General features: G+C 38.4%; 27 protein-coding genes. All 27 read left to right on the forward strand.

Translation table 11 applies throughout. From position 1 onward, the window contains the following. The first annotated feature begins 112 nt into the window (after positions 1 to 112). The 27 genes from topA to flhA all read left to right on the forward strand — a co-directional run bounded on the left by topA (position 113) and on the right by flhA (position 26,142). Positions 113 to 2,185, forward strand: coding sequence for a type I DNA topoisomerase (gene topA, locus IJ535_RS00170; protein ID WP_294297100.1), 2,073 nt, complete (start codon positions 113 to 115; stop codon positions 2,183 to 2,185). Between the two features lie 128 nt (positions 2,186 to 2,313). Further along, positions 2,314 to 3,090, forward strand: coding sequence for a GTP-sensing pleiotropic transcriptional regulator CodY (gene codY, locus IJ535_RS00175; protein ID WP_044934105.1), 777 nt, complete (start codon positions 2,314 to 2,316; stop codon positions 3,088 to 3,090). A gap of 245 nt (positions 3,091 to 3,335) precedes the next feature. Continuing rightward, a complete protein-coding gene (flgB, locus tag IJ535_RS00180) occupies positions 3,336 to 3,734 on the forward strand; it encodes a flagellar basal body rod protein FlgB (protein ID WP_294295539.1) in 399 nt (132 codons plus the stop codon). 23 nt (positions 3,735 to 3,757) lie between these two features. Beyond that, on the forward strand, positions 3,758 to 4,210 hold the full coding sequence (gene flgC / locus IJ535_RS00185) for a flagellar basal body rod protein FlgC (protein ID WP_294297102.1): 453 nt from the start codon (positions 3,758 to 3,760) through the stop codon (positions 4,208 to 4,210). 54 nt (positions 4,211 to 4,264) lie between these two features. After that, on the forward strand, positions 4,265 to 4,570 hold the full coding sequence (gene fliE / locus IJ535_RS00190; protein ID WP_294297105.1) for a flagellar hook-basal body complex protein FliE: 306 nt from the start codon (positions 4,265 to 4,267) through the stop codon (positions 4,568 to 4,570). Positions 4,571 to 4,595: 25 nt separating this feature from the next. After that, positions 4,596 to 6,209: a flagellar M-ring protein FliF C-terminal domain-containing protein gene (locus IJ535_RS00195; protein WP_294297108.1), complete on the forward strand. Its 1,614-nt coding sequence runs from the start codon at positions 4,596 to 4,598 to the stop codon at positions 6,207 to 6,209. A 6-nt stretch (positions 6,210 to 6,215) separates the two neighbouring features. Further along, complete coding sequence (gene fliG / locus IJ535_RS00200; RefSeq protein WP_294295543.1) at positions 6,216 to 7,223, forward strand: flagellar motor switch protein FliG; 1,008 nt, start codon at positions 6,216 to 6,218, stop codon at positions 7,221 to 7,223. Continuing rightward, positions 7,213 to 8,109, forward strand: a complete 897-nt coding sequence (locus tag IJ535_RS00205) for a FliH/SctL family protein (protein ID WP_294297110.1) — start codon at positions 7,213 to 7,215, stop codon at positions 8,107 to 8,109. The genes fliG and IJ535_RS00205 overlap by 11 nt, the downstream gene beginning before the upstream one ends. A 30-nt stretch (positions 8,110 to 8,139) precedes the next feature. Next, entirely contained in the window at positions 8,140 to 9,432 is a 1,293-nt protein-coding gene (fliI, locus tag IJ535_RS00210) for a flagellar protein export ATPase FliI (protein ID WP_294297230.1), read from the forward strand. A gap of 11 nt (positions 9,433 to 9,443) precedes the next feature. Further along, on the forward strand, positions 9,444 to 9,899 hold the full coding sequence (gene fliJ / locus IJ535_RS00215; RefSeq protein WP_294297115.1) for a flagellar export protein FliJ: 456 nt from the start codon (positions 9,444 to 9,446) through the stop codon (positions 9,897 to 9,899). A 3-nt stretch (positions 9,900 to 9,902) separates the two neighbouring features. Continuing rightward, positions 9,903 to 10,778: a MotE family protein gene (locus IJ535_RS00220; protein WP_294297118.1), complete on the forward strand. Its 876-nt coding sequence runs from the start codon at positions 9,903 to 9,905 to the stop codon at positions 10,776 to 10,778. A gap of 53 nt (positions 10,779 to 10,831) precedes the next feature. Then, positions 10,832 to 12,304, forward strand: a complete 1,473-nt coding sequence (locus IJ535_RS00225; RefSeq protein WP_294297120.1) for a flagellar hook-length control protein FliK — start codon at positions 10,832 to 10,834, stop codon at positions 12,302 to 12,304. Between the two features lie 15 nt (positions 12,305 to 12,319). Continuing rightward, a complete protein-coding gene (locus IJ535_RS00230; protein WP_294297122.1) occupies positions 12,320 to 13,174 on the forward strand; it encodes a flagellar hook capping FlgD N-terminal domain-containing protein in 855 nt (284 codons plus the stop codon). Positions 13,175 to 13,190: 16 nt separating this feature from the next. After that, positions 13,191 to 13,592: a TIGR02530 family flagellar biosynthesis protein gene (locus IJ535_RS00235; RefSeq protein WP_294297127.1), complete on the forward strand. Its 402-nt coding sequence runs from the start codon at positions 13,191 to 13,193 to the stop codon at positions 13,590 to 13,592. A gap of 89 nt (positions 13,593 to 13,681) precedes the next feature. Further along, on the forward strand, positions 13,682 to 15,334 hold the full coding sequence (locus tag IJ535_RS00240) for a flagellar hook protein FlgE (RefSeq protein ID WP_294297130.1): 1,653 nt from the start codon (positions 13,682 to 13,684) through the stop codon (positions 15,332 to 15,334). Between the two features lie 391 nt (positions 15,335 to 15,725). Then, a complete protein-coding gene (locus IJ535_RS00245; protein WP_334298418.1) occupies positions 15,726 to 16,532 on the forward strand; it encodes a motility protein A in 807 nt (268 codons plus the stop codon). After that, complete coding sequence (locus IJ535_RS00250; protein ID WP_294297135.1) at positions 16,532 to 17,434, forward strand: OmpA/MotB family protein; 903 nt, start codon at positions 16,532 to 16,534, stop codon at positions 17,432 to 17,434. Before IJ535_RS00245 ends, IJ535_RS00250 begins: the two co-directional genes overlap by 1 nt. A 12-nt stretch (positions 17,435 to 17,446) precedes the next feature. Continuing rightward, on the forward strand, positions 17,447 to 17,971 hold the full coding sequence (locus IJ535_RS00255) for a flagellar basal body-associated FliL family protein (RefSeq protein ID WP_294297137.1): 525 nt from the start codon (positions 17,447 to 17,449) through the stop codon (positions 17,969 to 17,971). 78 nt (positions 17,972 to 18,049) lie between these two features. Next, positions 18,050 to 19,030: a flagellar motor switch protein FliM gene (gene fliM, locus IJ535_RS00260; RefSeq protein ID WP_294297140.1), complete on the forward strand. Its 981-nt coding sequence runs from the start codon at positions 18,050 to 18,052 to the stop codon at positions 19,028 to 19,030. A 1-nt stretch (position 19,031) separates the two neighbouring features. Beyond that, positions 19,032 to 20,219 carry a flagellar motor switch phosphatase FliY gene (gene fliY, locus IJ535_RS00265; RefSeq protein WP_294297143.1) on the forward strand — a complete coding sequence of 396 codons (1,188 nt, stop codon included), beginning with the start codon at positions 19,032 to 19,034 and terminating at the stop codon, positions 20,217 to 20,219. Between the two features lie 25 nt (positions 20,220 to 20,244). Beyond that, a complete protein-coding gene (locus IJ535_RS00270) occupies positions 20,245 to 20,607 on the forward strand; it encodes a response regulator (protein WP_028243865.1) in 363 nt (120 codons plus the stop codon). 1 nt (position 20,608) lies between these two features. Then, positions 20,609 to 20,971 (forward strand): flagellar biosynthetic protein FliO, encoded by a 363-nt coding sequence (locus tag IJ535_RS00275; RefSeq protein ID WP_294297233.1) that lies wholly within the window; start codon positions 20,609 to 20,611, stop codon positions 20,969 to 20,971. Between the two features lie 18 nt (positions 20,972 to 20,989). Beyond that, complete coding sequence (fliP, locus tag IJ535_RS00280; protein WP_294297148.1) at positions 20,990 to 21,850, forward strand: flagellar type III secretion system pore protein FliP; 861 nt, start codon at positions 20,990 to 20,992, stop codon at positions 21,848 to 21,850. 29 nt (positions 21,851 to 21,879) lie between these two features. Further along, positions 21,880 to 22,149 carry a flagellar biosynthesis protein FliQ gene (gene fliQ / locus IJ535_RS00285; protein WP_294295557.1) on the forward strand — a complete coding sequence of 90 codons (270 nt, stop codon included), beginning with the start codon at positions 21,880 to 21,882 and terminating at the stop codon, positions 22,147 to 22,149. Between the two features lie 5 nt (positions 22,150 to 22,154). After that, positions 22,155 to 22,934 carry a flagellar biosynthetic protein FliR gene (locus IJ535_RS00290; RefSeq protein WP_294297151.1) on the forward strand — a complete coding sequence of 260 codons (780 nt, stop codon included), beginning with the start codon at positions 22,155 to 22,157 and terminating at the stop codon, positions 22,932 to 22,934. Beyond that, positions 22,934 to 24,067 (forward strand): flagellar biosynthesis protein FlhB, encoded by a 1,134-nt coding sequence (flhB, locus tag IJ535_RS00295; RefSeq protein WP_294297154.1) that lies wholly within the window; start codon positions 22,934 to 22,936, stop codon positions 24,065 to 24,067. The genes IJ535_RS00290 and flhB overlap by 1 nt, the downstream gene beginning before the upstream one ends. Before the next feature lie 23 nt (positions 24,068 to 24,090). Next, positions 24,091 to 26,142 (forward strand): flagellar biosynthesis protein FlhA, encoded by a 2,052-nt coding sequence (flhA, locus tag IJ535_RS00300; RefSeq protein WP_294297156.1) that lies wholly within the window; start codon positions 24,091 to 24,093, stop codon positions 26,140 to 26,142. Positions 26,143 to 26,144 lie beyond the last annotated feature (2 nt).

Consider the following 26,144-nt stretch of genomic DNA (forward strand, 5'->3'; position numbering starts at 1 on the left):
TACTCTTTAATTAAATTGTTTCTTCAATATGGAAAATTATTCCTTGAAAATAAAAAAATAATGTTGTATAGTGAGAAACGATTTCTATTTTAAGATATAGGAGCAAATTTAAATGGCAAAAAATCTAGTTATTGTGGAGTCACCAGCAAAGGTGCATACCATAAAGAAATTTTTAGGTAGTAATTACGAGGTTATGGCTTCTCAAGGTCATGTCAGAGACATGCCAAAGAGTCAGCTTGGCTTTGACCCGGATAATGATTTTGAACCTAAATATATTACAATTCGTGGCAAGGGAGAGTTGCTTGCGGCACTTCGTAAGGAAGTAAAGAAGGCAGACAAGATATATCTCGCAACTGATCCCGACCGTGAGGGAGAAGCTATTTCATGGCATCTTACTCACGCCCTTAATTTACAAGATAAAAAGGTATATCGTATTACCTTTAACGAAATTACAAAAACAGCTGTTAAAAACGCAATCAAGAATCCTAGAGAAATTGACATGGATCTTGTTGATGCTCAGCAGGCTAGACGTATGCTTGATAGAATGGTAGGTTATAAGATTTCACCACTTCTTTGGGCGAAGGTTAAAAGAGGGTTATCTGCAGGACGTGTTCAATCTGTAGCACTTCGTATTATCTGCGACAGAGAAAAAGAGATTGAACAGTTTATTCCTCAGGAGTATTACACACTTGATGTTTTACTTAATGCAGAAGGCTTAAAAAAGCCAATCGTGGCTAAATATTACGGAGATACCACAGGTAAGAAGGATATCTCTGACAAGGCAAGCCTTGATAAAATAATGGAAGATTTGAAGAATGCAGATTTTAACATCGCTTCAATCAAAAAAGGTACCAGAGAAAAGAAGGCACCACTTCCATTTACTACATCTACAATGCAACAGGAAGCTTCAAAGGCTTTGAATTTTTCAATTCAAAAGACTATGAGCGTTGCACAGCAGCTTTACGAAGGTGTTAGTGTAAAAGGTCATGGTACAATCGGTCTTATTACTTATCTTCGTACAGATTCAACTAGAGTATCTGATGAGGCAAGGGCAGCAGCAGAGGAATTTATTACTGCAAACTACGGTGATAACTATTTATCTGCAGCTTCAGCTGCTTCTAAGAAAAATACAGGTAAGGTTCAAGATGCCCATGAGGCAATTAGACCAGCAAATATTGAGCTTATTCCATCGGAAATCAAGGATAGCTTAACAAGAGATCAGTTCAGACTATATCAGCTTGTTTGGAAGAGATTTGTTGCAAGCCAGATGGCAAATGCTGTTTATGATACAGTTTCACTTAATGTGCAGGCTAAGAATCATGTATTTACAGCTGCAGATTCATCTATCAAGTTTGATGGCTTTATGATGATATATGTTTCTGCCGATGATGAGGGAGAGTCTAAGACACATCCTCTTTCAAAATTAACAGAAGATACAAAGCTTGCCTTTGACAGCTTTGAGGAAAAGCAGCACTTTACACAGCCTTCACCTCATTTTACTGAGGCATCACTGGTAAAGACATTAGAGGAGCTTGGCATTGGTAGACCAAGTACTTATTCTCCAACAATTACAACACTTATCAAGCGTCATTACATCACAAAGGAAGCAAAGAATCTATTTGTGACAGAGCTTGGAGAGGTTGTTAACTCTATAATGGAGGCATCATTCCCTATTATTGTAGATGATAAATTTACAGCAAATTTAGAAATGCTTCTTGACGGAGTAGAGGAAGGTACGGTAGAGTGGAAGTCTGTTGTCAGAAATTTCTACCCTGATTTGGAAAAGGCTGTTCAGGTAGCAGAGGAAGAGCTTGCTAAGGTTGAGATTCATGATGAGGTAACAGATGTTATCTGCGAAGAGTGTGGTCGTAATATGGTTATCAAATTTGGACCTCATGGTAAGTTCTTGGCATGTCCAGGTTTCCCTGAGTGCCGTAATACTAAACCATTCTTGGAAAAGATTGGAGTACCTTGTCCTAAATGTGGCGGTGATGTTGTTATCAGAAAGTCACAAAAGGGAAGAAAGTTCTTTGGATGTGCAAATCATCCAGAGTGTGATTTCATTAGCTGGTCTAGACCAACTACAGAAAAGTGTCCTAAGTGTGGAACCTATATGGTGGAAAAGGGCAATAAACTAGTTTGCGCCAACGATGAATGCAGATTTGTTGAAAATCAGAATAAATAGTTATAATATTCTGAAATTAATTGTAATTTGTATCAATCGGTGCTATAATATACACAAATTTCACAAAACAGGGGATAGATGATTATGAATATTTGAGTATGTTTAGATTTAGGAGGAATTTAGTTTAAATGAGTGTACAGTTATTAGACAAGACAAGAAAGATTGGAAAGCTTCTTCACAATAATAACTCTTCAAAAGTAGTATTCAATGATATTTGTTCTGTTCTTACAGAAATCTTGGATTCTTCTGTGCTTGTTATTTCGAAGAAGGGTAAAGTACTTGGACTTTCACATCTTCCAAACACCACAGAAATAGGTGAGCTTATTGTGGATGAGGTTGGAGGATTTATCGACCCTCTTTTAAACGAAAGATTACTTTCAATCCTTTCTACAAAGGAGAATGTAAATCTTAAGACTCTTGGCTTTGAGAAATCTGATATTGATATGTATTCAGCAATCATTGCTCCAATTGATATTGCAGGAGAGAGACTTGGAACATTATTTGTTTACAGATTTGACAAGCAGTACGATATTGACGATATCATTCTTACAGAGTATGGTACAACAGTAGTTGGCCTTGAGATGATGCGTTCAGTTAATGAGGAGTCTGCTGAGGAAAATCGTAAGCTTCAGGTGGTTAAGAGTGCTATTTCAACACTTTCTTATTCAGAGCTTGAGGCAATCATTCACATCTTTGATGAATTAGATGGTAACGAAGGGGTGTTGGTTGCATCAAAAATTGCCGATAGAGTAGGTATAACAAGATCAGTTATCGTAAATGCTCTTCGCAAGTTCGAGTCGGCAGGTGTTATCGAATCTCGTTCTTCTGGTATGAAGGGTACATACATTAAGGTTTTAAATGATGTTGTATTTGATGAACTTAACGAGATTAAGAAAAATAAATAAATGGATTTGTGTAATAAAAGGACTTACTTGAAGTAGGTCCTTTTTTGTATTCTTTGGAATTTTGATGTTATTTTTCATAACTTATACACAAAATTATCATAATATATATATAGGTGTTTAATAAAAAATGCCTTTAATACAATTAGTTGTATATACAACAAGCAATTTATACTACATGATGTAAAAATACCTTGTGTTTTTTGGTAAATATTTCTATAATTATATTAATCTAGGAGGATTGCAAAATGATTACTTCAGACGCTTTTGGATTTATCAATGCACTTGATAATACAGCTGATGTGAGTTGGCAAAGACAGACTCTCATCTTAAATAACATGGCAAACGACGATACTCCTGGATATAAGAGACAGGATATAGAGTTTGAAAGTGTTCTCAGAAAGGAACTTCTAGATGTTCACGAGACCTCGTTAGAGAGAGCTGTTAATAAGCTTGATGATGATGGTCACAAGGTAGAAGGAATAGAATATACAGATTACGGACACTATTCATATAGATTAGATGGAAACAATGTTGATATGGATACCGAAAACGTAGAGCTTGCATCAGAGACCCTTAGGTATCAGGCACTAATGACTAGTACTACCAACGAATTTAACAGATTTAAGTCAGTTATTTCAAAGTAGTTAGGTTTTTAAGGAGGTAGACTATGGGATTATTTCAGCCTTTTGATATTGCAGCTACAGGAATGACTGCACAGCGTTTTCGTATGGATGTTATAGCAGAAAATATTGCTAATGTTAGCACTACTCGTACTGAAAATGGTGGTCCATACAGAAGAAAGATTGTTACTTTTCAGGAAAAGCAGCTTAAGGCGGGGGTGCCTTCGTTTAAGCATATTTTAAAGGACAGCACGGCTGCATATATGGGAAATGGTGTTAAGGTATCCAAGGTTTCTGAGGATACTGAAACGGATTTTATTATGGCTTACGACCCATCTCATCCGGATGCTGATGAGAATGGATACGTTAGATATCCTAATGTAAACACAGTTACTGAGATGACTAACCTTATTGATGCCAGCCGTTCTTATGAGGCTAATGTTACAGCTTTCCAGGCAATTAAGAGCATGGCTTCATCAGGAATACAGGTTGGCCAGTAAATACAATTAAGGAGGAATTCGTAAGGGCAATTTCTTGATTAGGGGAGGAGTTACATGGATATTGCAGCACTTAAGGAATTATATGGGACTACACCAGTTAAATCCACATCAGAAGTTAAGGTAGATGCGGATAAGGGTTTTCAGAGCATGTTGGATTCTGTTATGAATTTGGTGAATGATACCAATTCGCAGATTCAGGCAGCTCATAAGGAGGAGGTTGCTTTTGCACTTGGCGAGACTGACAATACACACGATTTGATGATTGCCGAGCAAAAAGCAAATATTGCATTACAGTACACAGTAGCAGTTCGCGATAGGGTTCTAGAGGCTTATCAGCAGATCATGCAAATGCAAATCTAATTAATGCACAAAAAGGGGAGATCATATGCCAGAACAGATTCAAGCTATCATTAACAGAATACTTGAATGGTGGAGGAAGTTTACAAAACGACAGCAGGTGTTGATTGTGTCAATTACTGCTGTTGTTCTTGTGTCTTTCATTATTTTAGCTGTTGTTATCACAAGACCGAATTACGTTGAATTAATAAAGTGTGAAGACGGCGCACAGGCAGCACAGGTAAAAGAATTGCTGGATTCTGAAGGCGTCAAATATCAAACCAGTGATGATGGCTTTACATTCTACGTAATGGATAAGAACTATGGACAGATGAATGTTGTTCTTGGTTCTAATGATATTCCAAGTTCAGGCTATTCAATTGATGATGTTTTTGACGGAAGCTTTTCTACCACGGAAGCTGACAAGCAGAAAAAATATAAAGAGCTTCTTGAAGAAAAATATGAAAAAACACTTGAACTTCAATCCATGATAGAAAAAGCAGAGGTTCTTTTAAATATTCCAGAACAGGATGGTACTTTGATTGCTAAAAAAGAACCATCTTGGGCTACAATTACTCTTACGTTATCGTCTGAAATGTCTCCTGAAACTGCCAGAGGAATTGCCAGATATGTGGCATGTACCTTAGGAAATGACAATACCGATAATATCGCCATTATGGATACAGAAGGCAATATGCTTTTCCCTGGCGACGAAGAAACAACATCATTATCAAGTGCTGCTGGCAATCAGGATGTTAGGCAGCAGGCTAGTAATGAAATAGCCGAGAGAGTACATAAGGTTTTAGATGGAACAAACCTATATGATGATATTTCTGTAGGTGTAAATCTATCTATGAATTTCGATGAAAACAGTTATGTTTATTATGATTATTCTGTAGATGAAGGTCGTACTGAAGGCTATCTTGATAGTGAATCGGGCTCAAGCTCTAATTCAGTAAATGGAGCAGGTGGAGTTCCAGGAACTGATACAAATGATGATGATACCACCTATGTTATGGAGGATGATAATCAAACAGAAACCTCTACAGAAGAGTTCTACAAGGATTATTTACCTGATGAGAAAATCACCACCCATAAGGATGAGATGGGAAAGCGTATATTAGATGATTCTTCTATTTCTGTTACATGTAAGACCTTTGCAATTTACAATCAGGATAAGATGGAAAGCGATGGCACACTAGAAGAGCTGGGACAGACCTTTGATGAATTCGTCAGAGCAAATTCTGATCCTGTTCAGCAGGAGGTTACAGATGATATTGTGGAAGTGGTTGCAAGAGCCACAGGTTTTCCAACCACAAGTGTTAAAGTTGTTGCTTATGAAATTCCTATGTTCCAGTATTCAGAAGGTTCAGGAATTTCCATAACAGATATACTTCAAATCGTTCTTGCGTTCCTTATCTTTGCAATGCTTGGCTTTGTTGTATTTAGAAGTCTTAGAACAGAGGAAGAGGAGCCTGTGGAGCAGGAGCTTACCATTGACGATTTGATTGCTTCCACTCAGGAAGAGGAGGAAGAAGAGCTTGAGGATATTGGCTATACTGAAAAATCTGAGGCACGTATCCTTATTGAAAAATTTGTTGACGAGAAACCGGAGGCTGTTGCGCAGCTTCTTAGAAATTGGCTAAATGAGGATTGGGGATAATAAGTTATGGCGAACGAGGATTTAAATGGCGTACAAAAGGCAGCTATACTTTTAATTGCCCTTGGCCCGGAGAAATCGGCTCAGATTTTTAAACATCTCAAGGAAGAGGAAATAGAGGAACTTACGCTTGAGATTGCAAATACCAGAAGCATTTCTCCAGCGCTAAAGGAAGAAGTTATTGAGGAGTTTTACCAGGTGTGTCTTGCCCAGCAGTACATTGCAGAAGGTGGTATTGGCTACGCCAAAGAGCTTTTGGAGAAGGCTCTTGGAGACGACAGGGCACAGGATGTTATTACAAAGCTTACAGCAAGCTTGCAGGTTAGACCTTTCGAATTTATCAGAAAGACCGAACCTTCACAGGTACTTAACTTTATACAGGACGAGCATCCACAGACTATCGCAATGATTTTGTCTTACCTGTCGGCGGGGCAGGCATCACTTATCATCGGCGCACTTCCTCCTGAAAAGCAGGCGGATGTTGCAAAGCGTATTGCTATGATGGATAGAACATCACCTGAGGTTATTAAGGAGGTTGAGCGAGTACTTGAAAGAAAGCTTTCTTCTCTTATCAATCAGGATTACACAATCGCTGGTGGCGTAGATGCTGTTGTTAATATTCTTAATACAGTTGACCGTGGTACAGAAAAACGTATCATGGAATCTCTGGAAATCGAAGAGCCAGAGCTTGCAGAGGAAATCAGAAAGAAGATGTTCGTATTCGAGGATATCTTGCTTCTTGATGATAGAGCTATTCAGCGTGTACTTCGTGATGTTGATAACTCAGACCTTGGCGTGGCACTTAAGGGAGCAAATGATGAGGTTCAGGCTGCTATATTTAAGAACCTTTCTTCTCGTCTTGCAGCAATGATTAAGGAAGACATGGAATTCATGGGTCCAGTACGTATGAAGGATGTTGAGGAAGCTCAACAGAAGATAGTTGGTATTATCAGAAAGCTGGAGGATTCCGCAGAAATTGTAATTTCAAGAGGTGGAGGAGACGAACTTGTTGTCTAGTAAAAATGTCATTTATGGCTTTACCGTTGCCCCAGATGCTGTTGATGAAGAAGGGGAGCGAGAATCGGCTGTTATTGATTCTAATGAGCTTGCAAGGCGTATCATATTAAAGCAGGAAGAGGAATATAAGGCTAAACTTTTAGAAGAGGAAAGGGAACGTCGTCTGGAGGCTATGAGGGAATCTGGAGAAGAGGTTCCTGATGGAATGGATGTAGATGAGTTCTTAGGCCTGGTTGATACTATTTCTCAGACTGAGGAAGAACCTATTGATATGTCTGAGCAGACTGAGGCTATATTAGAAGAAGCAAGACAAAATGCTGAGCAGATAATAGCAGATGCCAATGTCCAGGCAGAAGAGATTCTTTCAGCTGCTCAGTTAAATGCTGATGCTATGAAAAATCTTGCCCGTCAAGATGGTGAAAAGGAAGGTTATAACGAAGGCACCCAGCGTGCCGCTATGGAGCTTCAGGAGGCACAGCGTTCCATGCAATCTGAAGTTGATAAAATTCAAAACGATTATATGGAAAAGCAGCTTCAAATGGAAAGGGAGATTGTAGAAATGTGTCTCCCGGTATTTGAACATGTTTTTTCTGTAGAACTAGGCGGTAGAAAGGATGTTATATATCATCTTTTAGACCATTGTATTATGAAGATAGAGCGCACTGGCCAGATGCAAATCAAGGTTAGTGATGCAAATGCAGATTTTATAAAGAGTAAAAAGGACGAAATACAGGGGAAAGTAGGCGCAGAGGTTGGTCTTGATATAATAGCTGACCCTCTATTAAATGACAGTCAATGTATCATAGAAACTGATGGGGGTATTTTTGATTGCAGTATTGATACAGAGCTAGATAATCTTATTAGAGAGATTAGAGCCTTGAGTTAAGGAGAAGATAATTTGGATGCGAATTCTTTAATGCAGCTTGTTGAAAAGGATTATTTTAAATCTCTTGGCAAGGTGGTTAAGGTAGTTGGACTTACAATTGAATCAGTTGGACCTGAGGCTAAGCTACGTGATTTGTGCGAAATTATAGTAGAAGGGTCTGAGGAAAGAATTAAAGCAGAGGTTGTCGGATTTAAGGATAAACGTCTGCTTTTGATGCCTTATGAGAATGTGGAGGGCATTGGTGTTGGCTGCATGGTAGAAAACACTGGACATCCTCTTGGGGTGGCAGTGGGGAACGAACTGTTAGGACATCTTGTGGATGGGCTAGGTGTTCCGTCAGATGTAGATGACTTAACTGAATTTGAAGATCTGGTGGAGTATCCTGCGGAAGCAGACCCTCCTGATCCTATGTCCCGCGTAATTATTAAAGAGCCACTTTCACTGGGAGTTAAGGCTGTAGATGGTCTGATTACAGTAGGAAAGGGACAAAGAATTGGTATATTTGCAGGCTCTGGTGTTGGTAAATCTACCCTTATGGGTATGTTTGCAAGAAACACTAAGGCTGAAATAAATGTTATAGCACTTATTGGCGAGCGTGGACGAGAGGTTAGAGAGTTCGTAGAAAACGATTTAGGACCTGAGGGCATGGCTAGGTCTGTTGTAGTGTGTGCCACATCTGATAAGCCGGCTCTTATTAGAAAAAAGGCTGCGCTTACTGCTACAGCCATTGCTGAATATTTTAGAGACCAGGGTAAAGATGTTCTTTTGATGATGGATTCTCTTACCCGTTTTTCTATGGCACAACGTGAAATTGGCTTGGCATCAGGGGAGCCTCCTGTTACAAGAGGATATCCTCCATCTGTATATTCAGAAATGCCACGTCTTCTTGAACGAGCAGGAAATGCATCTGAAGGCTCTATAACAGGCCTTTATACAGTTCTTGTAGACGGTGATGATTTTAATGAACCTATTACTGATACAGCCCGTTCCATCTTAGATGGACATATAATGCTTAATCGTAAGCTTGCTCAAAAGAATCATTATCCTGCTATAGATGTGCTTCAATCAATTTCCAGAGTAATGTCTGCTGTGGCAACACCAGAGCATAAGGCAATAGCTGGAAAGCTTAAGAATGTACTTGCAACCTATCAGGAGGCAGAGGATCTTATTAATATTGGTGCATATAAAAATGGCTCAAATAAATCGATAGATTATGCTATTAAAAAGATAGATGCTGTAAATGAATTCCTTTTACAGCAAACACATGACAAGTTTGAATTTGATGATATCATCTCACAAATGACAGCTATTTTCGATGATTAAGGGGTTAGCTTATGGCAAAATTTGTTTATAGGATGCAAAACATCCTAGAGTTAAAACAGAAGATTGAAGAGCAGGAAAAAGCAAATTTTGGTATGGCTACCGCCAGGTTTAACGAAGAACAGCAAAAGCTTAGAGAACTTATGATTCGTCAGGCGGGTTATGAAAGACAGTTAAAGGAGCTTTCTATCGGAAATATTGATATCAAGGAAATAAAGACCTGTAAGAATGCAATTTCTTCTATGAAAGTGGCTCTTAGAGACCAGATGATAGAGCTGTCAAAGGCTCAAAAGGCTATGGAAAATGCTAGAAAAAAGCTTAACGATGTAATGATGGAAAGAAAAATGCATGAGAAATTACGAGAGCATGCCTTTGAGGAATTTATTGAGGAAATGGACTATGAAGAAAGCAAGATTACAGATGAACTAGTTAGCTATTCATATTTTAATTCAGAAAAAGAGGAAGGATAAGTTATGGCAGATGTAGCAGAGACACAAGAGACACAAGAAAGCAAAGAGGACAAGAAGGCAGCAAAAAAAGCTGAAAAGGAAGCGAAAAAAGAAGCAAAAAAAGCTGAAAAGGAAGCCAGAAAAGAAGCAAAGAAAAATGGAGAGGTATATCCTGGTGATGAGGAACGCCTAGGTGTAGTAGGAGGTCTTATCATGGGATTTGTTGTACTTCTTATTATTCTTATCTGGCTTGTTATTTTTGCCTTTTTAGTAAAAATGGATGTAGGCGGATTTGGCTCTACAGTGCTGTTTCCTGTGCTTAAGGACGTGCCTTATGTAAATCGTATTTTGCCAGGAATTGAAGAATATATTCCAGCTGAGGAAGAGGAAGAAATTCCTTACAAAACTGTGGAAGAGGCCATGGAAAGAATTAAGGAATTAGAGGTAGAGATAGAAGAGCTAAAAAAAGCTGGAACTGAAAACGGTGATTATATTAAGGAGCTTGAGGCTGCATCAGCGGAGCTTGCTGAATATAAGGCTAATGAAGCAGCCTTTGAACAGGAAAAAGAAAAATTTTATGAAGAGGTTGTTTTTTCGGATAAAGCACCCGATATAAATGAATATAAGAGCTATTATGAATCCATTGAACCTGATAATGCTGAAGCTATTTACAAGCAGGTGGTTTCTCAGCTCCAAAAGGACGCAGAAATCGAAGACTATGTAAAGGTTTATACCAGCATGAAGCCAAAAAATGCAGCTGCAATTTTTGATACCATGACAGATGATTTTGATCTGGTTTGCCAAATACTTGCAGGTATGGATGCAGCCACAAGAGCAGATATCATTTCAGCTATGAGTACTGAAAATGCAGCAATCATTACACAGATGATGGAGCCTTAATAACATCTTATATAGCAACTTGAAAACAGAATATGTTAGAAAGGAGGAATTGCATGACAAGTAGCAATGTTTCAAATCTACTGGTTCAGGTAAAAAGCATTAATGTAGAAATGCCTGCAGGTAAAGTGGATAAGACGAATAATTCCACTTTATTTGAAAGTACATTAAAAAACATTGCTGGATCAAATGTGCAAGGAACTGACTTATCTAAAGTTCTAGAATCAAAGGCTACACCTGCTGATAATACTGCAAGTGATGCCTCAAAAAAGCTTAGCGGAACGAAAAATAATAAGCTTGAAGATTCTGCTCCTGTAAAAGAAAACGAACCTCAGGAGACTGTAGATAAGGTCATGGAAGCGGTAGAAGAAATTAAGGAAGTCATAGCAGATGAGCTTGATGTATCTGAGGAAGATATTGAAAAAGCTATAGAAGAATTAGGACTTACATTAATGGATTTGTTTAATCCGCAAAAGCTTGCAGATGTAGTGGCCACTCTAAAAGGGGAAGAGGATTCTATTGCTTTAGTTATGAGTGATGAATTTAAGGCTATACTTGATTCAGTAAATGAAATTACTGACCAGTTGCTACAAGAAACAAAGATACCTTTAGAGGATTTCAAGGAAATAATTGCTTCCTTTGAAACAAAAGGTGAGAAAGAAATTGCTCCTTTAGTGCAGGAAAATTTAACCCAGGAAAATAAAGAAGTACCTGTTGAGACAACAGAAGAATTACAACCTTTGAAGAATGAAGAAAATAAAGTGCAGGTAATTTCAAATGATGTGGTTAAAGAGAATGTCAATAAGGAGTCAAAAGATGTAATTGCAACAGATGATAATTATTCAGATGTGGAAGCTTCTTTGGAAAAGCAAAATGCTACGGAAAATAAGAAAGAAAGCTTTAATGAAGGGCAATCTTCTGATGCAAAAACATTTAAGATGGAAATTAAGCCTGAGACAAAGCCAGAGATTAAAGGTGAAGGCATAGTATATGCTGAGCCTAAATTTGAACTTCAATTTTCAAGCGAAGAACAGATTGTTACACTTCCTACTGGACAGACTGTTAGAAGTGAAGAAATCATTAATCAGCTGGTTGAACAGGCAAGGGTTCTAACTAATGCAGAATCAACGACAATGGAAATGACTCTTAATCCAGAGGGGTTAGGTAAAATCTATCTGGAGGTTACGCAAAAGGGTAATGATATAGTAGCAAAAATTTTCACAGAAAATGATGCTGTAAAACAAGCTCTCGAAAGTCAAATGGCTAATCTTAAGCTTGAAATGAATCAGAACTCTACTAAGGTAACATCCATTGAAGTGTCAGTAGGAACCCATGAGTTTGAAAGAAATCTTGAGGAAGATGCCAGAAATCAGCAGCAGAGAAATGAACAGGAAGGAAGTTCCAGAAAACAGACTAGGGGAATCAATTTGAACAGCTTAGATGAGCTTTCAGGATTGATGTCTGAGGAGGATGCACTGATTGCTCAGATGATGATTGATAATGGCAATACTTTAGATTATCAGGCGTAAGGGAGGAGGAATTAAATGGCAGATGTAAAGCTTGACCTTATTGGTGGTGTAACTAATGGTCAGTATAAAAAGACTGCAGAGTCACAAGAGGCTACTAAAAGTAATACTACAACATCCACATCTAAAACTAAGGATGCAAAAAGTACTGAATATAATCAGGATATGTTTTTACAGCTGTTAGTAGCTGAAATGCAATACCAGGATCCACTACAGCCTACAGATAACAGCCAGTATGTTGCTCAGCTTGCTTCATTTACACAGATTGAAGCCATTCAAAGTGTACAATCTGGTATGGAAAATATCGAGGGCAACAGCTTAGTTGGAAACTATGTGACATTAAAGGTTAATGGTAAGGAAATTACAGGTATTGTTGATTTTGTGCAGAAGGATGACGAAAAAGGCTTAATGGTATCTGTGGATGGACAGATGTATGAAAAGTCAAAAATAACATCTGTTGTTGACGGAGATTATTACATGTCTAAATACGTTGTAAGCCTCTTTACCGATGAAGTTAATAAGCTTCCTAAGGTAGAGGAAGTTACAGTAAAAGATGGAGAGAAGATTGCAGGTGCAACTGCATATTACAACGCATTAAGTCAATATCCAAGATCTTATGATTTCTTGGAAGAGGATGTTGAGAAAAAGTATCTTGAAGTATTAGCTCAATTTGAAAAGCTAATGAAAGCGGTAGAAGAAGCCGATAAAAATAGTGAGGCTACTTCTGAAACCCCTGAAAAAGTATCGGATGCTTCATCTGAAAATACTGCTGAGGCTGAAAAGAATGCTGACATGAATATATCAACTGATAATACCCCAGAAGTAAATACAGAAGATGAAGAGGTTTTAGTGGAAGGAGCCACAGAGATTTAAAGCTTAGGAGGGTAACATGAGTAATATAAGTATTAATCCTAATTTCACCTCCATAGAGCAAGTTGCTGGAACTTATCTAAATCCAGCTGCTGAGTCTAGACCACTTGGCAACTTAAATGGCGCAAGCTTTGAAGATATTTTTAAGCAGAAGCTTGAAAGTGCTTCTGAATTAAAATTCTCTAAGCATGCAACCCAAAGGCTTGATGACAGAAATATCGTTCTATCTGAGGAGCAATCTCTTAGATTAGAGGAAGGTGTTCAAAAGGCACAGGCTAAGGGTATAACTGATTCTCTGGTTTTATTAGATACACTTGCATTCATAGTCAATGTACCTAACCAGACAGTTGTAACTGCTATGGATCAGACTGAATCAGAAGAAAACATTTTTACAAATATTGACGGTGCTGTTATAGTTTAGCTGGACCTTATGGAAGCTAATTGTCCCTGACTGACAGATGGGGCAAGCAGTCACCTCAAGTGCACTTTGCTTTGAGGAGGTCATTCATTATGATGAGATCACTTTTCTCTGGTGTGGCAGGTCTTAAGACACATCAGACAAAAATGGATGTTATTGGTAATAACATCTCTAACGTTAACACAGTTGCGTTCAAATCATCTTCAACAACGTTTTCTGATATTATGTATCAGACAACTTCACAGGCATCTGGTGCCACTGCAACCCGTGGTGGTGTAAATGCTAAGCAGATTGGTCTTGGTGTTACCAATGGAGCAACAAAAATATCTGTTACTTCATCAGGCGCTGCCCAGTCTACTGGTGATGCTCTTGATATCAGATTATCTGACACTAATACAACCAACTTTTTTGTAGTAAATAATGGCTCTGAGAATGTATTTACAAGAGCAGGTTCATTCTATATTGATGGTAACGGTAACCTTGCCATGACAACAACTGGTTACTTGGTTATGGGATGGCAGGTTGATGCCCAGAACCCATCTGTAATCAACAAGAACACTGTAACTCCACTTAGAGTAATGCAGGCTGCAAATCTTACATCTCCTCCTGAGGCTACAACAGAGGCTAGCTTCAGTGGTGTAATTGATAAATATGATTCACAGTTTAAATCTTCTAGTGGATACGCCCGCTCATTTACTTTGTACGATAACTTAGGATATTCATATACAGCTAAATTTGCTATTAAGCTGGAGGACGGGGAAACTGGCAAGTATTCAGTTAGTTTAACTGGTGTTTATGATACTAACAATAACAATATTCTGGCTGATTATCTAAGTGAATCAGCAGATAATACTTTAGATAAGATTTTTGGTGGAGATAATCCTACACCATTTACTAAGGTATACTCACTAAGTACTGGAGTTACTAGTGGCGGAAGCTCTGATTTAGTTACATACGATGGTGTTACATACCAGTATAATGCAAAAGAAAATAAATTTGTGGCGGCTGATAATTCAGGTAAAACACTAACATTGGCTCAGGTCTGTGGGCTTGATGATGATAGCGCAGTTATTGGAGTAGATGTTTCTGGAAGTACCATTACACTTACAATGGCTTCTTCAGAGCTTCAGTTTCATACCAAAGAAGGTAATTTGATTTATGCCGGAAGCGAAGGCAATACAAAAATAACATTACATACATCCCTTCTTGGACCAAATACAAGTAATACAGACCCATTAACAGGAGATAATATTAACAGAGCTTTATCTGATATATCTATCGATTTTGCCCAGCTTATGAACTATGATAACGGCGGTACATCAACTGCTGTTGCAAACCGTGGTGTTCCAGATGGAACTATTATGAGAGGTGAAGGTAAGAAGCTCGGTACAATGACTGGCCTTTCAGTATCAAATGATGGTAAGATTTATGGCTCATATTCAAATGGTAACACAGTTCTTTTAGGACAGATTGCAGCTGCTCAATTCGCTAACGCATCTGGTCTTGAAGAAATTGGTAACAACTGTTACAAGACAACACTTAACTCAGGAGAGTTTGATGGTATTGGGGTTGACATTTCAGCTGATGGTTCTTCTATGAACACAGGACAGCTTGAAATGGCTAACGTAGACCTTTCTGCGGAGTTCACCGACATGATTACCACTCAACGTGGTTTCCAGGCAAACTCACGTATTATCACCGTATCCGACACAATGCTTGAAGAACTTATCAACCTCAAACGATAATTTAGTTTAGGTTAAATCTCGCTAGGGCGTCTACACGCCCTAGCTATTTTTTATGTATAGTAAGCGGCTACTCAACCTAGGCAAGCGCGAGCAAGAGGGCCCCATTCAGCTAAGGAGGGACCCTTTAGGGAGGTTCCCTTGGCTGAAACGGGAGATGGCTTGCGGGAGCATGTAATTCTTGGAGGCCGCTTAGAATAATAGTGTAATGAAATTTTAAAAATTTTGTGAATATTCTATATTTAGTGGTTAGGACATGGAAAAAACACAATAATATGAGAGGATTTTATGTATAAAAGTAGACAATAAAGTTTAAATCTAGTAAAATATACACAAAAGTTAAAGCGCGTAATTCCATGCAATTTGGCTAGATTTTCTAAAAAATTACGGGGTGGTGAGAGTTTTGGATATAGCTACTTTAGCTGGTTTGGTACTGGGTGTTGTAATGGTTATCTTTGGAATCGTTTCATCCGGTGGTGTCGCAGCAATGGCAAACTTCATAGACGTTCCATCAGTTATTATCACAATTGGTGGTTCATTGTCTTCTTGTTTGGCGTGTAATAAGATGGCCGACTTCATTGGTGGACTAAAGGGTATTACTTTAGCTATTAATGAACCAAAGGTAGTAAGTCCAGCTGATAGTATTTCTCAAATCATTAATCTGGCCAATATTTCCAGAAAAGAGGGTATACTAGCCCTAGAAGAGGCAGCACATAGTATAGATGATGAATTCCTAAAAAAAGGAATTAACTTAGTAGTAGATGGTACAGAACCTGAACTTGTAAGAGCTATTCTCGAAACGGATCTTGATAATATGGAATCAAGACATAAAACAGTTATAAACTTCTGGTCTAAATGGGGTGAAATGGGACCAGCCTGGGGAATGATTGGTACCTTAGTAGGTCTGGTTAACATGTTAAAGAACCTTGAAGATGCATCTACAATTGGTCCTAACATGGCCGTTGCCTTACTTACAACACTTTATGGTTCTCTAATTGCCAACTGGCTTACAGGTCCTATAGGAACTAAGCTTGGTATTAACAGTGGATTGGAGACAATGTCTAAGAGTATTACAGTGGAGGGCTTGCTATCTATTCAAGCAGGTGAAAACCCACGAGTAATAGAAGAAAAACTTAAATCCTTCTTGCCACCTTCAGCTCGTGAAGCTATTGGCGGAGGCGATGGAGGAGGTGAAGGCTAATGGCAAAGAAGCCAAAGCAAGAGGAGGCTCCTGCTGGTTCTCCTGCCTGGATGGCCACCTTCTCAGACTTGATGAACCTATTACTTTGCTTCTTCGTATTGCTTTTTTCTATGAGTAGTACAGATACGGAGAAATTTCAGGAAGTAATAGCAAGTATTCAGTCTAGTTTTAGTATATTTTCATCGGGCGGCACCTCTATTGGTGAGGGACAGATGATTTCTTCGGGAATCAGTCAGCTTGAAATGTTTGATGATTATTTTAATAGTGTTCATGATGGTGATGATGAACAGTACGAAAAGGAGGGAGCGACCGATACCAAAAATGAAGGAGAGCAACAGGAAGATGGCTCTGCTTCAAATGAAGGTGAGGAAACCTCAAATGGTGTTTCTGTAGAAGAGGCGCAAGAAGCTTTAGAGGAAGCTGGTGCTACAGAAAGCGAGTCCATTGCAGAAGAAATTGAAAGCAAGCTTTCGGAATATGGTCTTCAGGATCAGGTGGAAGTTGATTTTAATGCAAATTACGTAATGATTACCATTAATGGTGCTTTGCTTTTTGATTCTGGTAAGGCAGTGCTTACAGAAGATGCTATACCTATAGTTGATAACTTATCCAAAATACTCTCACAGTATACAAATAATATTATTGAAATTGAGGGACATACAGATAATGTTCCAATGAAATCTGGTACTTACGAAAATAACGATGTACTTTCAATGTACAGAGCACTTTATGTTGCCGAAAGAATACGACAGGTTACTAACCTTAATCCTGCATATATTAAATCAGCGGGTAGAGGTGAATATGTTCCTATAGCGGACAATAGTACTGCAGAGGGGCGAGCAAGAAATAGACGTGTTGAAATCAAAATTTACAACTCATATTCATCTAATACAGATGAGTAAGAAAGGCAAATCATGAAGAGAAATTTGATTACAGTAGTTATACTTGCGCTGGTTGTTGTTAATCTGGCTCTTACAGCGGTTTTGACAATAACTATCATACCAGAGACCCAAAAGGCTAATGAGCTAATCACAAAGGTATGCTCGGCTATAGATTTGGATTTGGTGGCTGGAGATACCGCAGGTTCATTGGCAGTAAATGTATCCGATATGGTTGATTATGCTGTTAATACAGGCGAAAATCTTACTATAAACTTAGCCGATAGTGGTGATGGTGCTACTCATTACGCTGTACTTAGTGTTTCTTTATCACTTGATAGCACCAACGAGGATTACGCAACGATTGCTCCAGATGGTTCTTTAGCAACCTATGACAGTGTTATCAGAGATACCATAAACACGATAGTTAAGAATCATACTATTGAGGATATGAAAAATAAAGAGGATGAGGTAAAGGAAGAAATTCTTGAAGCTCTCCAGGGATTGTTTAAATCAGCATTTATTGTAAGAGTTAACTTCAGTAGTGCAACTTATCAATAAGCTGTTAGGCCCTAGCTATAGGAAACTTTTAATAGGGCAAAATACATTATTACTGGGACGAATGGTGGTGAGAAAACTTTGGGTGACGTTCTTTCACAAAACGAAATAGACAACCTGCTGAACGCCTTAACAAGCGGTGAATTAGATGCAGAAGAAATCAAAAATAATAAAGAAAAGCCTGTTAAGAATTATGATTTTGCAAGACCATCCAAGTTTTCTAAGGAGCATCTTCGTACAATGGAAATTATCTTCGAGCATTATGGAAGATTACTTTCCACCAATTTACCAATATTCCTTAGAAAGAATATACAGGTAGAGGTAATGAACTCCGAGGCTGTTACCTACATGGAGTTTTCAAATTCCCTTTCGAATCCTGTGCTTTTAGGTGTGGTTGATTTTTCTCCCTTAGAGGGAAATATAATCGTAGAAATGGCTTCTAATCTTGGCTTTGCCATGGTTGATAGAATGCTTGGGGGCGAAGGAGAACCCCTTGATAAAATAAGAGATTTCTCAGAAATTGAGCTGTTACTTATAGAAAGGGTTATGACTTCTTGTGTGGACTTGCTTAGAGAACCCTGGGAGAACGTACTTGATGTTCATCCTAGACTTGAAAGAATTGAGACGAACTCTCAGTTCGCACAGATTATATCACCGTCAGAGATGATTGCAATTGTAACTGTCAATATAAAAATCGGTGATGTAGAAGGCCTTATGAATATTTGTTTACCTTTTATTACTTTAGAGCCAGTTATGGACAAATTAAACACAAAGTTCTGGTATAGTAGTCAAAAGGAGAAAGCAGGTGAGAATTATTCAGAGGCTGTTGAAGCACTTATTACTCACGCTAAGATACCAGTTACCGCAGTACTGGGCAATAGTACAATTACGGTGGCTGATTTCTCCCAGCTTCAAGTTGGGGATATAGTTAGACTTGATACAAAGGTAGATCAAGAGCTAGATGTTTTCGTGGGCGACATAAAGAAGTTCCAAGCCCTTCCAGGAGCATCAGGTAAGGATTACGCAGTTAGAGTGACACAAATCATTAGGGAGGAGCAGTAGAATGGGAGACGGTGTATTATCACAGGATGAGATTAATGCACTACTTAGTGGGGGTATTCCAGATGCAGGCCCTTCGGAAAGCGGATCGTCAGGAGGCGGTGGAGAACTTTCCGAACAGCAAATAGATACAATTGGTGAGGTTGCCAATATAAGCATGGGAAGTGCAGCAACAACGCTTTTCTCCTTGGTAAACCAAAAGGTAGAAATATCAACACCGGTTGTTACTGAAACTAATTGGGAAGATTTAGCATCTAATTATGATAATTCCTGCGTTGTAGTTAGAATTGGTTACACTAAGGGTCTTGATGGTTCTAACATCCTTGTACTGAAAGAGGATGACGTAAAGGTTATCACAGACCTGATGATGGGTGGAGATGGCACCAATATAGATGGTGAGATATCAGACCTTCATCTATCGGCAATATCAGAGGCTATGAACCAGATGATGGGAGCAAGTGCAACATCCCTTTCATGTATGCTAAATAAAATGGTAGATATATCACCTCCTACAGCCACTCTTACAGATTTGGCTACTATAGATGCAGGTGAGATTGACGAATTCTTAAAGGAAAATTTCGTAAGAATAGCCTTTAAGATGGAAATTGGAACACTGGTAGACAGTGAAATGATGCAGCTGTATCCTATTTCACTTGCCAAGGAGATGTGTGATTCAGTACTCAATAATATGGAGTCTGATTCTAAGTCTACAGTGGATGACGGAATAGCAGAAGCACCAGCAGATGCTCCAGCACCACCACCGGCACCAGAGGCAGCAGCTCCACCACCACAGGCTGCGCCGCCACCACAGATCGATCCAAATATGATGGCAGGGCAGATGCCACAAGGTCAGCCTATGATGATGCCACAGTATATGTATCCACCTCAGCAGCAGGTAAATGTACAGCCTGCACAGTTTTCTCCTTTCGGTCCTGGCTTTGCAGCACAGTTCGCCCAGGAGAATATCGACTTAATCTTAGATGTGCCTTTGGAGGTTACAGTTGAGTTAGGTCGAACCAATAAAACAATCCAAGATATTTTGGATTTTGCACCAGGTACCATCATCGAGCTAAATAAAATAGCCGGTGAACCAATAGATGTACTTGTGAACGGCAAGTACGTGGCAAAAGGCGAAGTCGTAGTAATCGAGGAGTCTTTTGGTGTACGAATAACAGAAATCATCAAAGAATAAACAATATATTTAAGGAGATGAAGACATGGCAAAAAACATTTTAATCTGTGACGATGCTGCATTTATGAGAATGATGATTAAGGACATTCTCACCAAGAATGGCTACAATGTAGTCGGAGAGGCTGAAAACGGCAAGATTGCTGTTGATAAGTATGCTGAGCTTTCTCCAGATCTTGTACTTCTTGATATCACAATGCCTGAGATGGACGGTATTGGTGCCCTTAAGGCAATCAAGGAGAAGGATCCTAACGCATGCGTTATTATGTGCTCTGCTATGGGTCAGCAGGCTATGGTTATTGAAGCTATCCAGTCTGGTGCAAAAGACTTTATCGTAAAGCCATTCCAGGCTGAGCGTGTACTAGAAGCTGTAAAGAAGGTAATTGGATAATATGATACTTCTTTCTTCGGCGGGGGAAAGCTTCTTTCAATTGATTTTTGCCTTATTTGTATTTGTGGGGGTTCTTGCACTTACCGCTTTTGTCACAAAGTGGATTGCAGGATATCAAAAGACAGTGGGGGCAAATAAAAATCTAGAGATAATTGAGGCTATCAGACTATCAAATAATAAATTTGTACAAATTGTTAGAGCTGGTGAGGATAAATACTTCGTAGTTGCCACAGGTAAGGACGAGGTTACACTTTTAGGTGAATTATCCTCATCACAGCTCAAAGAGTTAGATGAGCCTGTTGAAAGTATTCAACCTGTTGATTTTAAAACAGTTTTAGAGAAGCTTTCCAAGAAACAAAAATAATTAGGCGGCGAGATTGTTATGAAAAAATTAAAGAAGGGGTATGTGATTTTTAGCCTGATTTTTTCACTGGCTGTTATTTCATATACACTTTTTACTTGGAGCATGGAAGCTTATGCAACTGAATATGGTACAGAATATGGGGCCAGTAACGAGGGCTATGGTGCAACTGAAAATGCACCTAATGCATCGGACGAGGTTGTCGGCAGCGGAAATAAGGGCTTTTCATTAACATTTGATGGTGAGGACGGCAATTTTACAGCTACGCTTAGAATGCTACTTGTTCTTACTATCATTACCTTAGCGCCTTCAATTCTGATAATGCTTACATCCTTTACCAGATGCGTCATTGTGCTTCACTTTGTTCGCGCTGCTATTGGAACTAATACAGCGCCTCCAAATCAGATATTGATAGGGTTGGCGTTGTTTTTAACATTATTCATTATGTCACCTGTTTTAACTCAGATTAAAACAGATGCAATTGACCCATTTGATGCAGGCGAAATTACCCAGGAGGAAGCAATAGATGCAGCCATTACTCCTGTTAGAGAGTTTATGTATCCACAAACTCAGGAAAAGGATTTGGCTTTGTTTTGTGATATTGCAGGTATCACCTATAGCTTAGATGAATTGGACGAGGTTCCATTTACAGTTCTTGTTCCATCCTTCATTTTATCAGAGCTTAGGGCAGCCTTTATTATCGGCTTTTTGATTTATGTTCCTTTTATTGTTATTGATATGGTAGTTGCATCGGTACTTATGTCTATGGGTATGATGATGCTTCCACCTACAACTATTTCATTACCATTCAAAATGCTACTTTTCATTTTAGTAGATGGATGGGATCTTGTAATTGGCGGGTTAGTGAAAACATTCTATTAATAATAGAAAATTTTAGGAGAGGATAGGTTATGACTGAAGGACAGGTATTAGATATCATTAGAAATAGTATCTACATTCTTTTGATTACATCGTTACCACTTTTGCTAGTTTCACTTGTGATAGGTCTTGTTATCAGTATTTTTCAGACAGTCACATCTATTCAGGAGCAAACCCTTACATTTATACCTAAGATTGTAGGGGTATTTGCGGCACTTATGTTTTTCGGTCCATGGATGCTCACAGTGCTTGTTAATTATATTACCGACCTTTGGGCAAACTTTTCCATATACCTGGGCTAGAATAGATGTTTAGTATTAATTTTACTTTAGAAAATTTTGAATATTACTTGTTACTCCTTACCCGCATATCCATGTTTGTAGTAGTGGCGCCATTTTTTAACACAAGAAATACACCGGCTAGACTTAAAATAGGCTTTTCTGCTTTAGTTGCTTTACTTTTGTATTTTGTTGTGGATTTTAGCGCTCTTAATTACTCTACGGTAGTTGGATATGCTTTTTTAGTTGTTAAGGAGGCTATTACAGGATTAATAATAGGCTTTGCCACATTCTGTTGCAATTTTATTATTCTGCTTTCTGGAAATATGATAGACATGAATATTGGTCTATCTATGGCACAGGAGTATGACCCATCTTTACAGACTGAAACTTCTGCAACAGGAACACTTTACAACAATTTCATTATGATTTTGTTGATTTTATCGGGAATGCATCGATTTATATTCAAGACATTTGTGGATGCATATACACTCATTCCTATTGGGGGAACCGTATTTAAATGGGATTCATTGCTAACAAGTACCATTACCTTTATCACTGACATTTTTATTATTGGATTTAGAATTGTTCTTCCAATATTTGCAGTAATTATGGTACTTAACGCCATACTTGGAATTATGGTTAAGGTGGCACCTCAGATTCACATGTTTTCAGTTGGTGCCCAGCTTAAAATAATTGTTGGATTTGCAGTGCTGTTTCTAACAGTATTTTTGTTACCAGACATTGCTACATTTATTTTTAAAGAAATGAAGAAGATGATGTCACTTTATTTGCAGGGGTTGTATTGATGTATGAAAAGAATTATTTGCTAATTCCATATAATCTGCAATTTTTTGCTCCTGACGGTGAAGGGGGCGAAAAAACAGAGGAACCTACCAGTAAAAAGCTTTCTGATGCCAGAAAAGAAGGCAAGGTTGCAAAAAGTAAAGAGATAGTAAATGGTGTATCTCTTTTGGGGTTCTTCTTTGCACTTAGGGTTTTCTTTGGATTTGCAGGTGTTCGAATAGGAGAAATCTTTAAATGGATATATGCAATTTTTCCAGATGTTGTTGGTATGAAAGATGGCCTTACCATACAAGCTTTTATTGGTATTTTTAGGTCACTTATACTTAAAACCTTAATTATTTTATTACCTTTTTTGGCAATTGGATTTGCAACTGATTTTGTTGGTAATCTAATACAGGTGGGATGGAAGCCTACCTTAAAGCCTTTAGAGCCAAAGCTTTCTAAGTTTAATCCAATTAGTGGTTTTAAGCGTATATTTTCAAAGCAATCTATTGTAAATCTGATTTTTGCTTTAGCAAAAATTATACTTGTGTTTTATATAGCATATACAAGCATAAAGGACCAGGCTAATACATTGTTTTTACTGTATGATATATCTTTTAATGCTGCACTTAGTCTTATATTTCAGATTATAGTTGATACTGGAATAAAAATAAGTATTGTTTATATTGTTCTTGGCTTTGCTGACTACGCATATCAGAGATGGAAATTCAAAGATGATATGAAGATGACTAAGCAAGAGGTTAAGGATGAATATAAAAACACAGAAGGAGATCCTCAGATTAAGGGTAAACAACGACAGAGGATGATGGAAAGCTCTCAGCGTAGAATGATGAAAAATGTTCCACAGGCCGATGTTGTTATTACAAACCCTACTCACATTGCGGTGGCTATTCTTTATGATAATACTAAGGACGAGGCACCGAGAGTGGTTGCAAAGGGTGAGGATTATCTTGCTAAAAAAATTAAAGATTTAGCTAAAGAAAGCGATGTTCCTATTGTTGAAAATAAGCCTCTTGCCAGAGCGCTTTACGCTACAGTAGAGATTGACGAAGCCATTCCACCAGAGCTATATCAGGCAGTGGCAGAAATCTTAGCGGTTGTTTACACCAATAGAAACAAAGAAGTTAGCTAATCTTAAGGAAGGGGGAGAAGAGTATGGATTTAACAGCTTCAGTTAAAAAATCTGATATTGGAATTGCAATATACTTACTTGCTGCAGTTACATTCTTTGTTATCCCTATTCCAAATTTTGTTCTTGATATAATGATTGCCTTTAATATATCTGTGGCTCTTATTATTCTTATGAATGTACTGTTTGTACAGGAAGTTTTGGACATGTCATTCTTCCCTACATTACTTTTGTTTACAACTATTTTTAGAATTTCATTAAACGTATCTTCTACAAGACTTATTCTTTCAACAGGTGATCCAGGAAATGTAGTTAGAACCTTCGGAAGCTTCGTTGGCGGAAATAATCTTGTTATAGGTGCAATTATCTTCTTAATTCTGATTATTATTCAGTTCATGGTAATCAATAAAGGTTCTGAACGTGTAGCTGAAGTATCAGCAAGATTTACACTGGATGCTATGCCAGGTAAACAGATGGCAATTGATGCTGACCTTAATACTGGAGCCATAGATGATGCTGAGGCTAAAAGGCGAAGAGATAAGATTCAAGAAGAATCAGCCTTCTTCGGAGCTATGGATGGTGCTACCAAGTACGTAAAGGGAGATGCTACAGCGGGCTTGATTATTACAGTAATAAACCTTGCTGGTGGTTCTGTAATGGGAATGATGAATCAGGGATTGCCATTTGCAGAGGCTATTCAGCAGTTTGGCATTCTTACAATTGGTGATGGCCTGGTATCACAGATTCCATCTCTTTTAATATCACTTTCAACAGGTATTCTTGTTACAAAGGGCTCTAAGGCAGCTGATTTCTCAGGAGTACTGGTAAGGCAGTTATTTGGTATTCCTAAGGTATTGTATATTGTTGGTGCTGCCATGGCTTTCCTTGGTATTGCAACACCTTTGAACTGGGTACTGTTTGTGGCATTTGGAGCAGCTTTCATTATCACAGGTTATTCAATGTCCAAGACTCTTGGAGAAGAGGAAATTGAACATGAGGTAGCAGCAGAAGAAACTGAAGCAGAAGAAATAAGAAAGCCGGAAAATGTTGTATCTCTTTTACAGGTTGATCCGATTGAGCTTGAATTTGGTTATGGCATTATACCACTAGCTGATGCAAATCAAGGAGGTGATTTGCTAGATAGAGTTGTTATGATTCGAAGGCAGATAGCACTAGAGCTTGGTACTGTAGTTCCTATCATCAGACTTCGTGATAACATTCAGCTTAATCCTAATCAATATATTATTAAGATTAAGGGAATTCAGGTTACAGAAGGCGAGATTCTATTCGACCATTATATGGCTATGAATCCAGGCTACGTGGAGGAGGAAATTACAGGTATTCCTACCTTTGAGCCATCCTTCCATTTGCCAGCATTATGGATAACGGAAAGCCAGAGAGAAAGAGCTGAATCTCTTGGCTATACTGTTGTAGATCCACCTTCAATTATTGCAACACATCTGACGGAGGTTATTAGAAGCCATATTGCAGAGCTTCTTACCAGACAGGATGTTCAAAATCTTATTGATAACCTTAAGGAAAGCAATCCTGTTATTGTTGATGAGCTTGTACCAAAGCTACTTGGTCTTGGAGATGTTCAAAAGGTATTACAGAACTTGCTTTCAGAAGGGGTTTCTATCAGAGACCTTCTTACAATATTTGAAGTACTTGCAGATCATGCTACAACAACCCATGATACAGATGTACTTACAGAATATGTAAGGCAGGGATTAAAGAGAGCTATATCAGGAAGGTATTTTGCTCCTAATGAGGTGACACAGGTAATTACAGTGGATCCTAAGGTTGAGCAGGATATAATGGCTTCTATTAAGCAGACAGAGCAAGGGGCATACTTAACACTTGATCCTGAGCGAATAAAAGCCATAATAGCATCATTAGAGGAGGAAATTAAGAAGATTGAGGAGATGGGAAAAACACCTATTGTTGTTACATCTCCAATAGTGAGAATGTATTTTAAGAGTCTTACACAGGATTATGTGAAGGACTTAATTGTTGTATCTTACAATGAAATTGATTCTAATGTAGAGCTTTCATCAGTAGGTATGGTAACGGGGTAGAG

It is taken from the genome of Pseudobutyrivibrio sp. (assembly GCF_017471675.1).
Classification (GTDB): Bacteria; Bacillota; Clostridia; order Lachnospirales; family Lachnospiraceae; genus Pseudobutyrivibrio.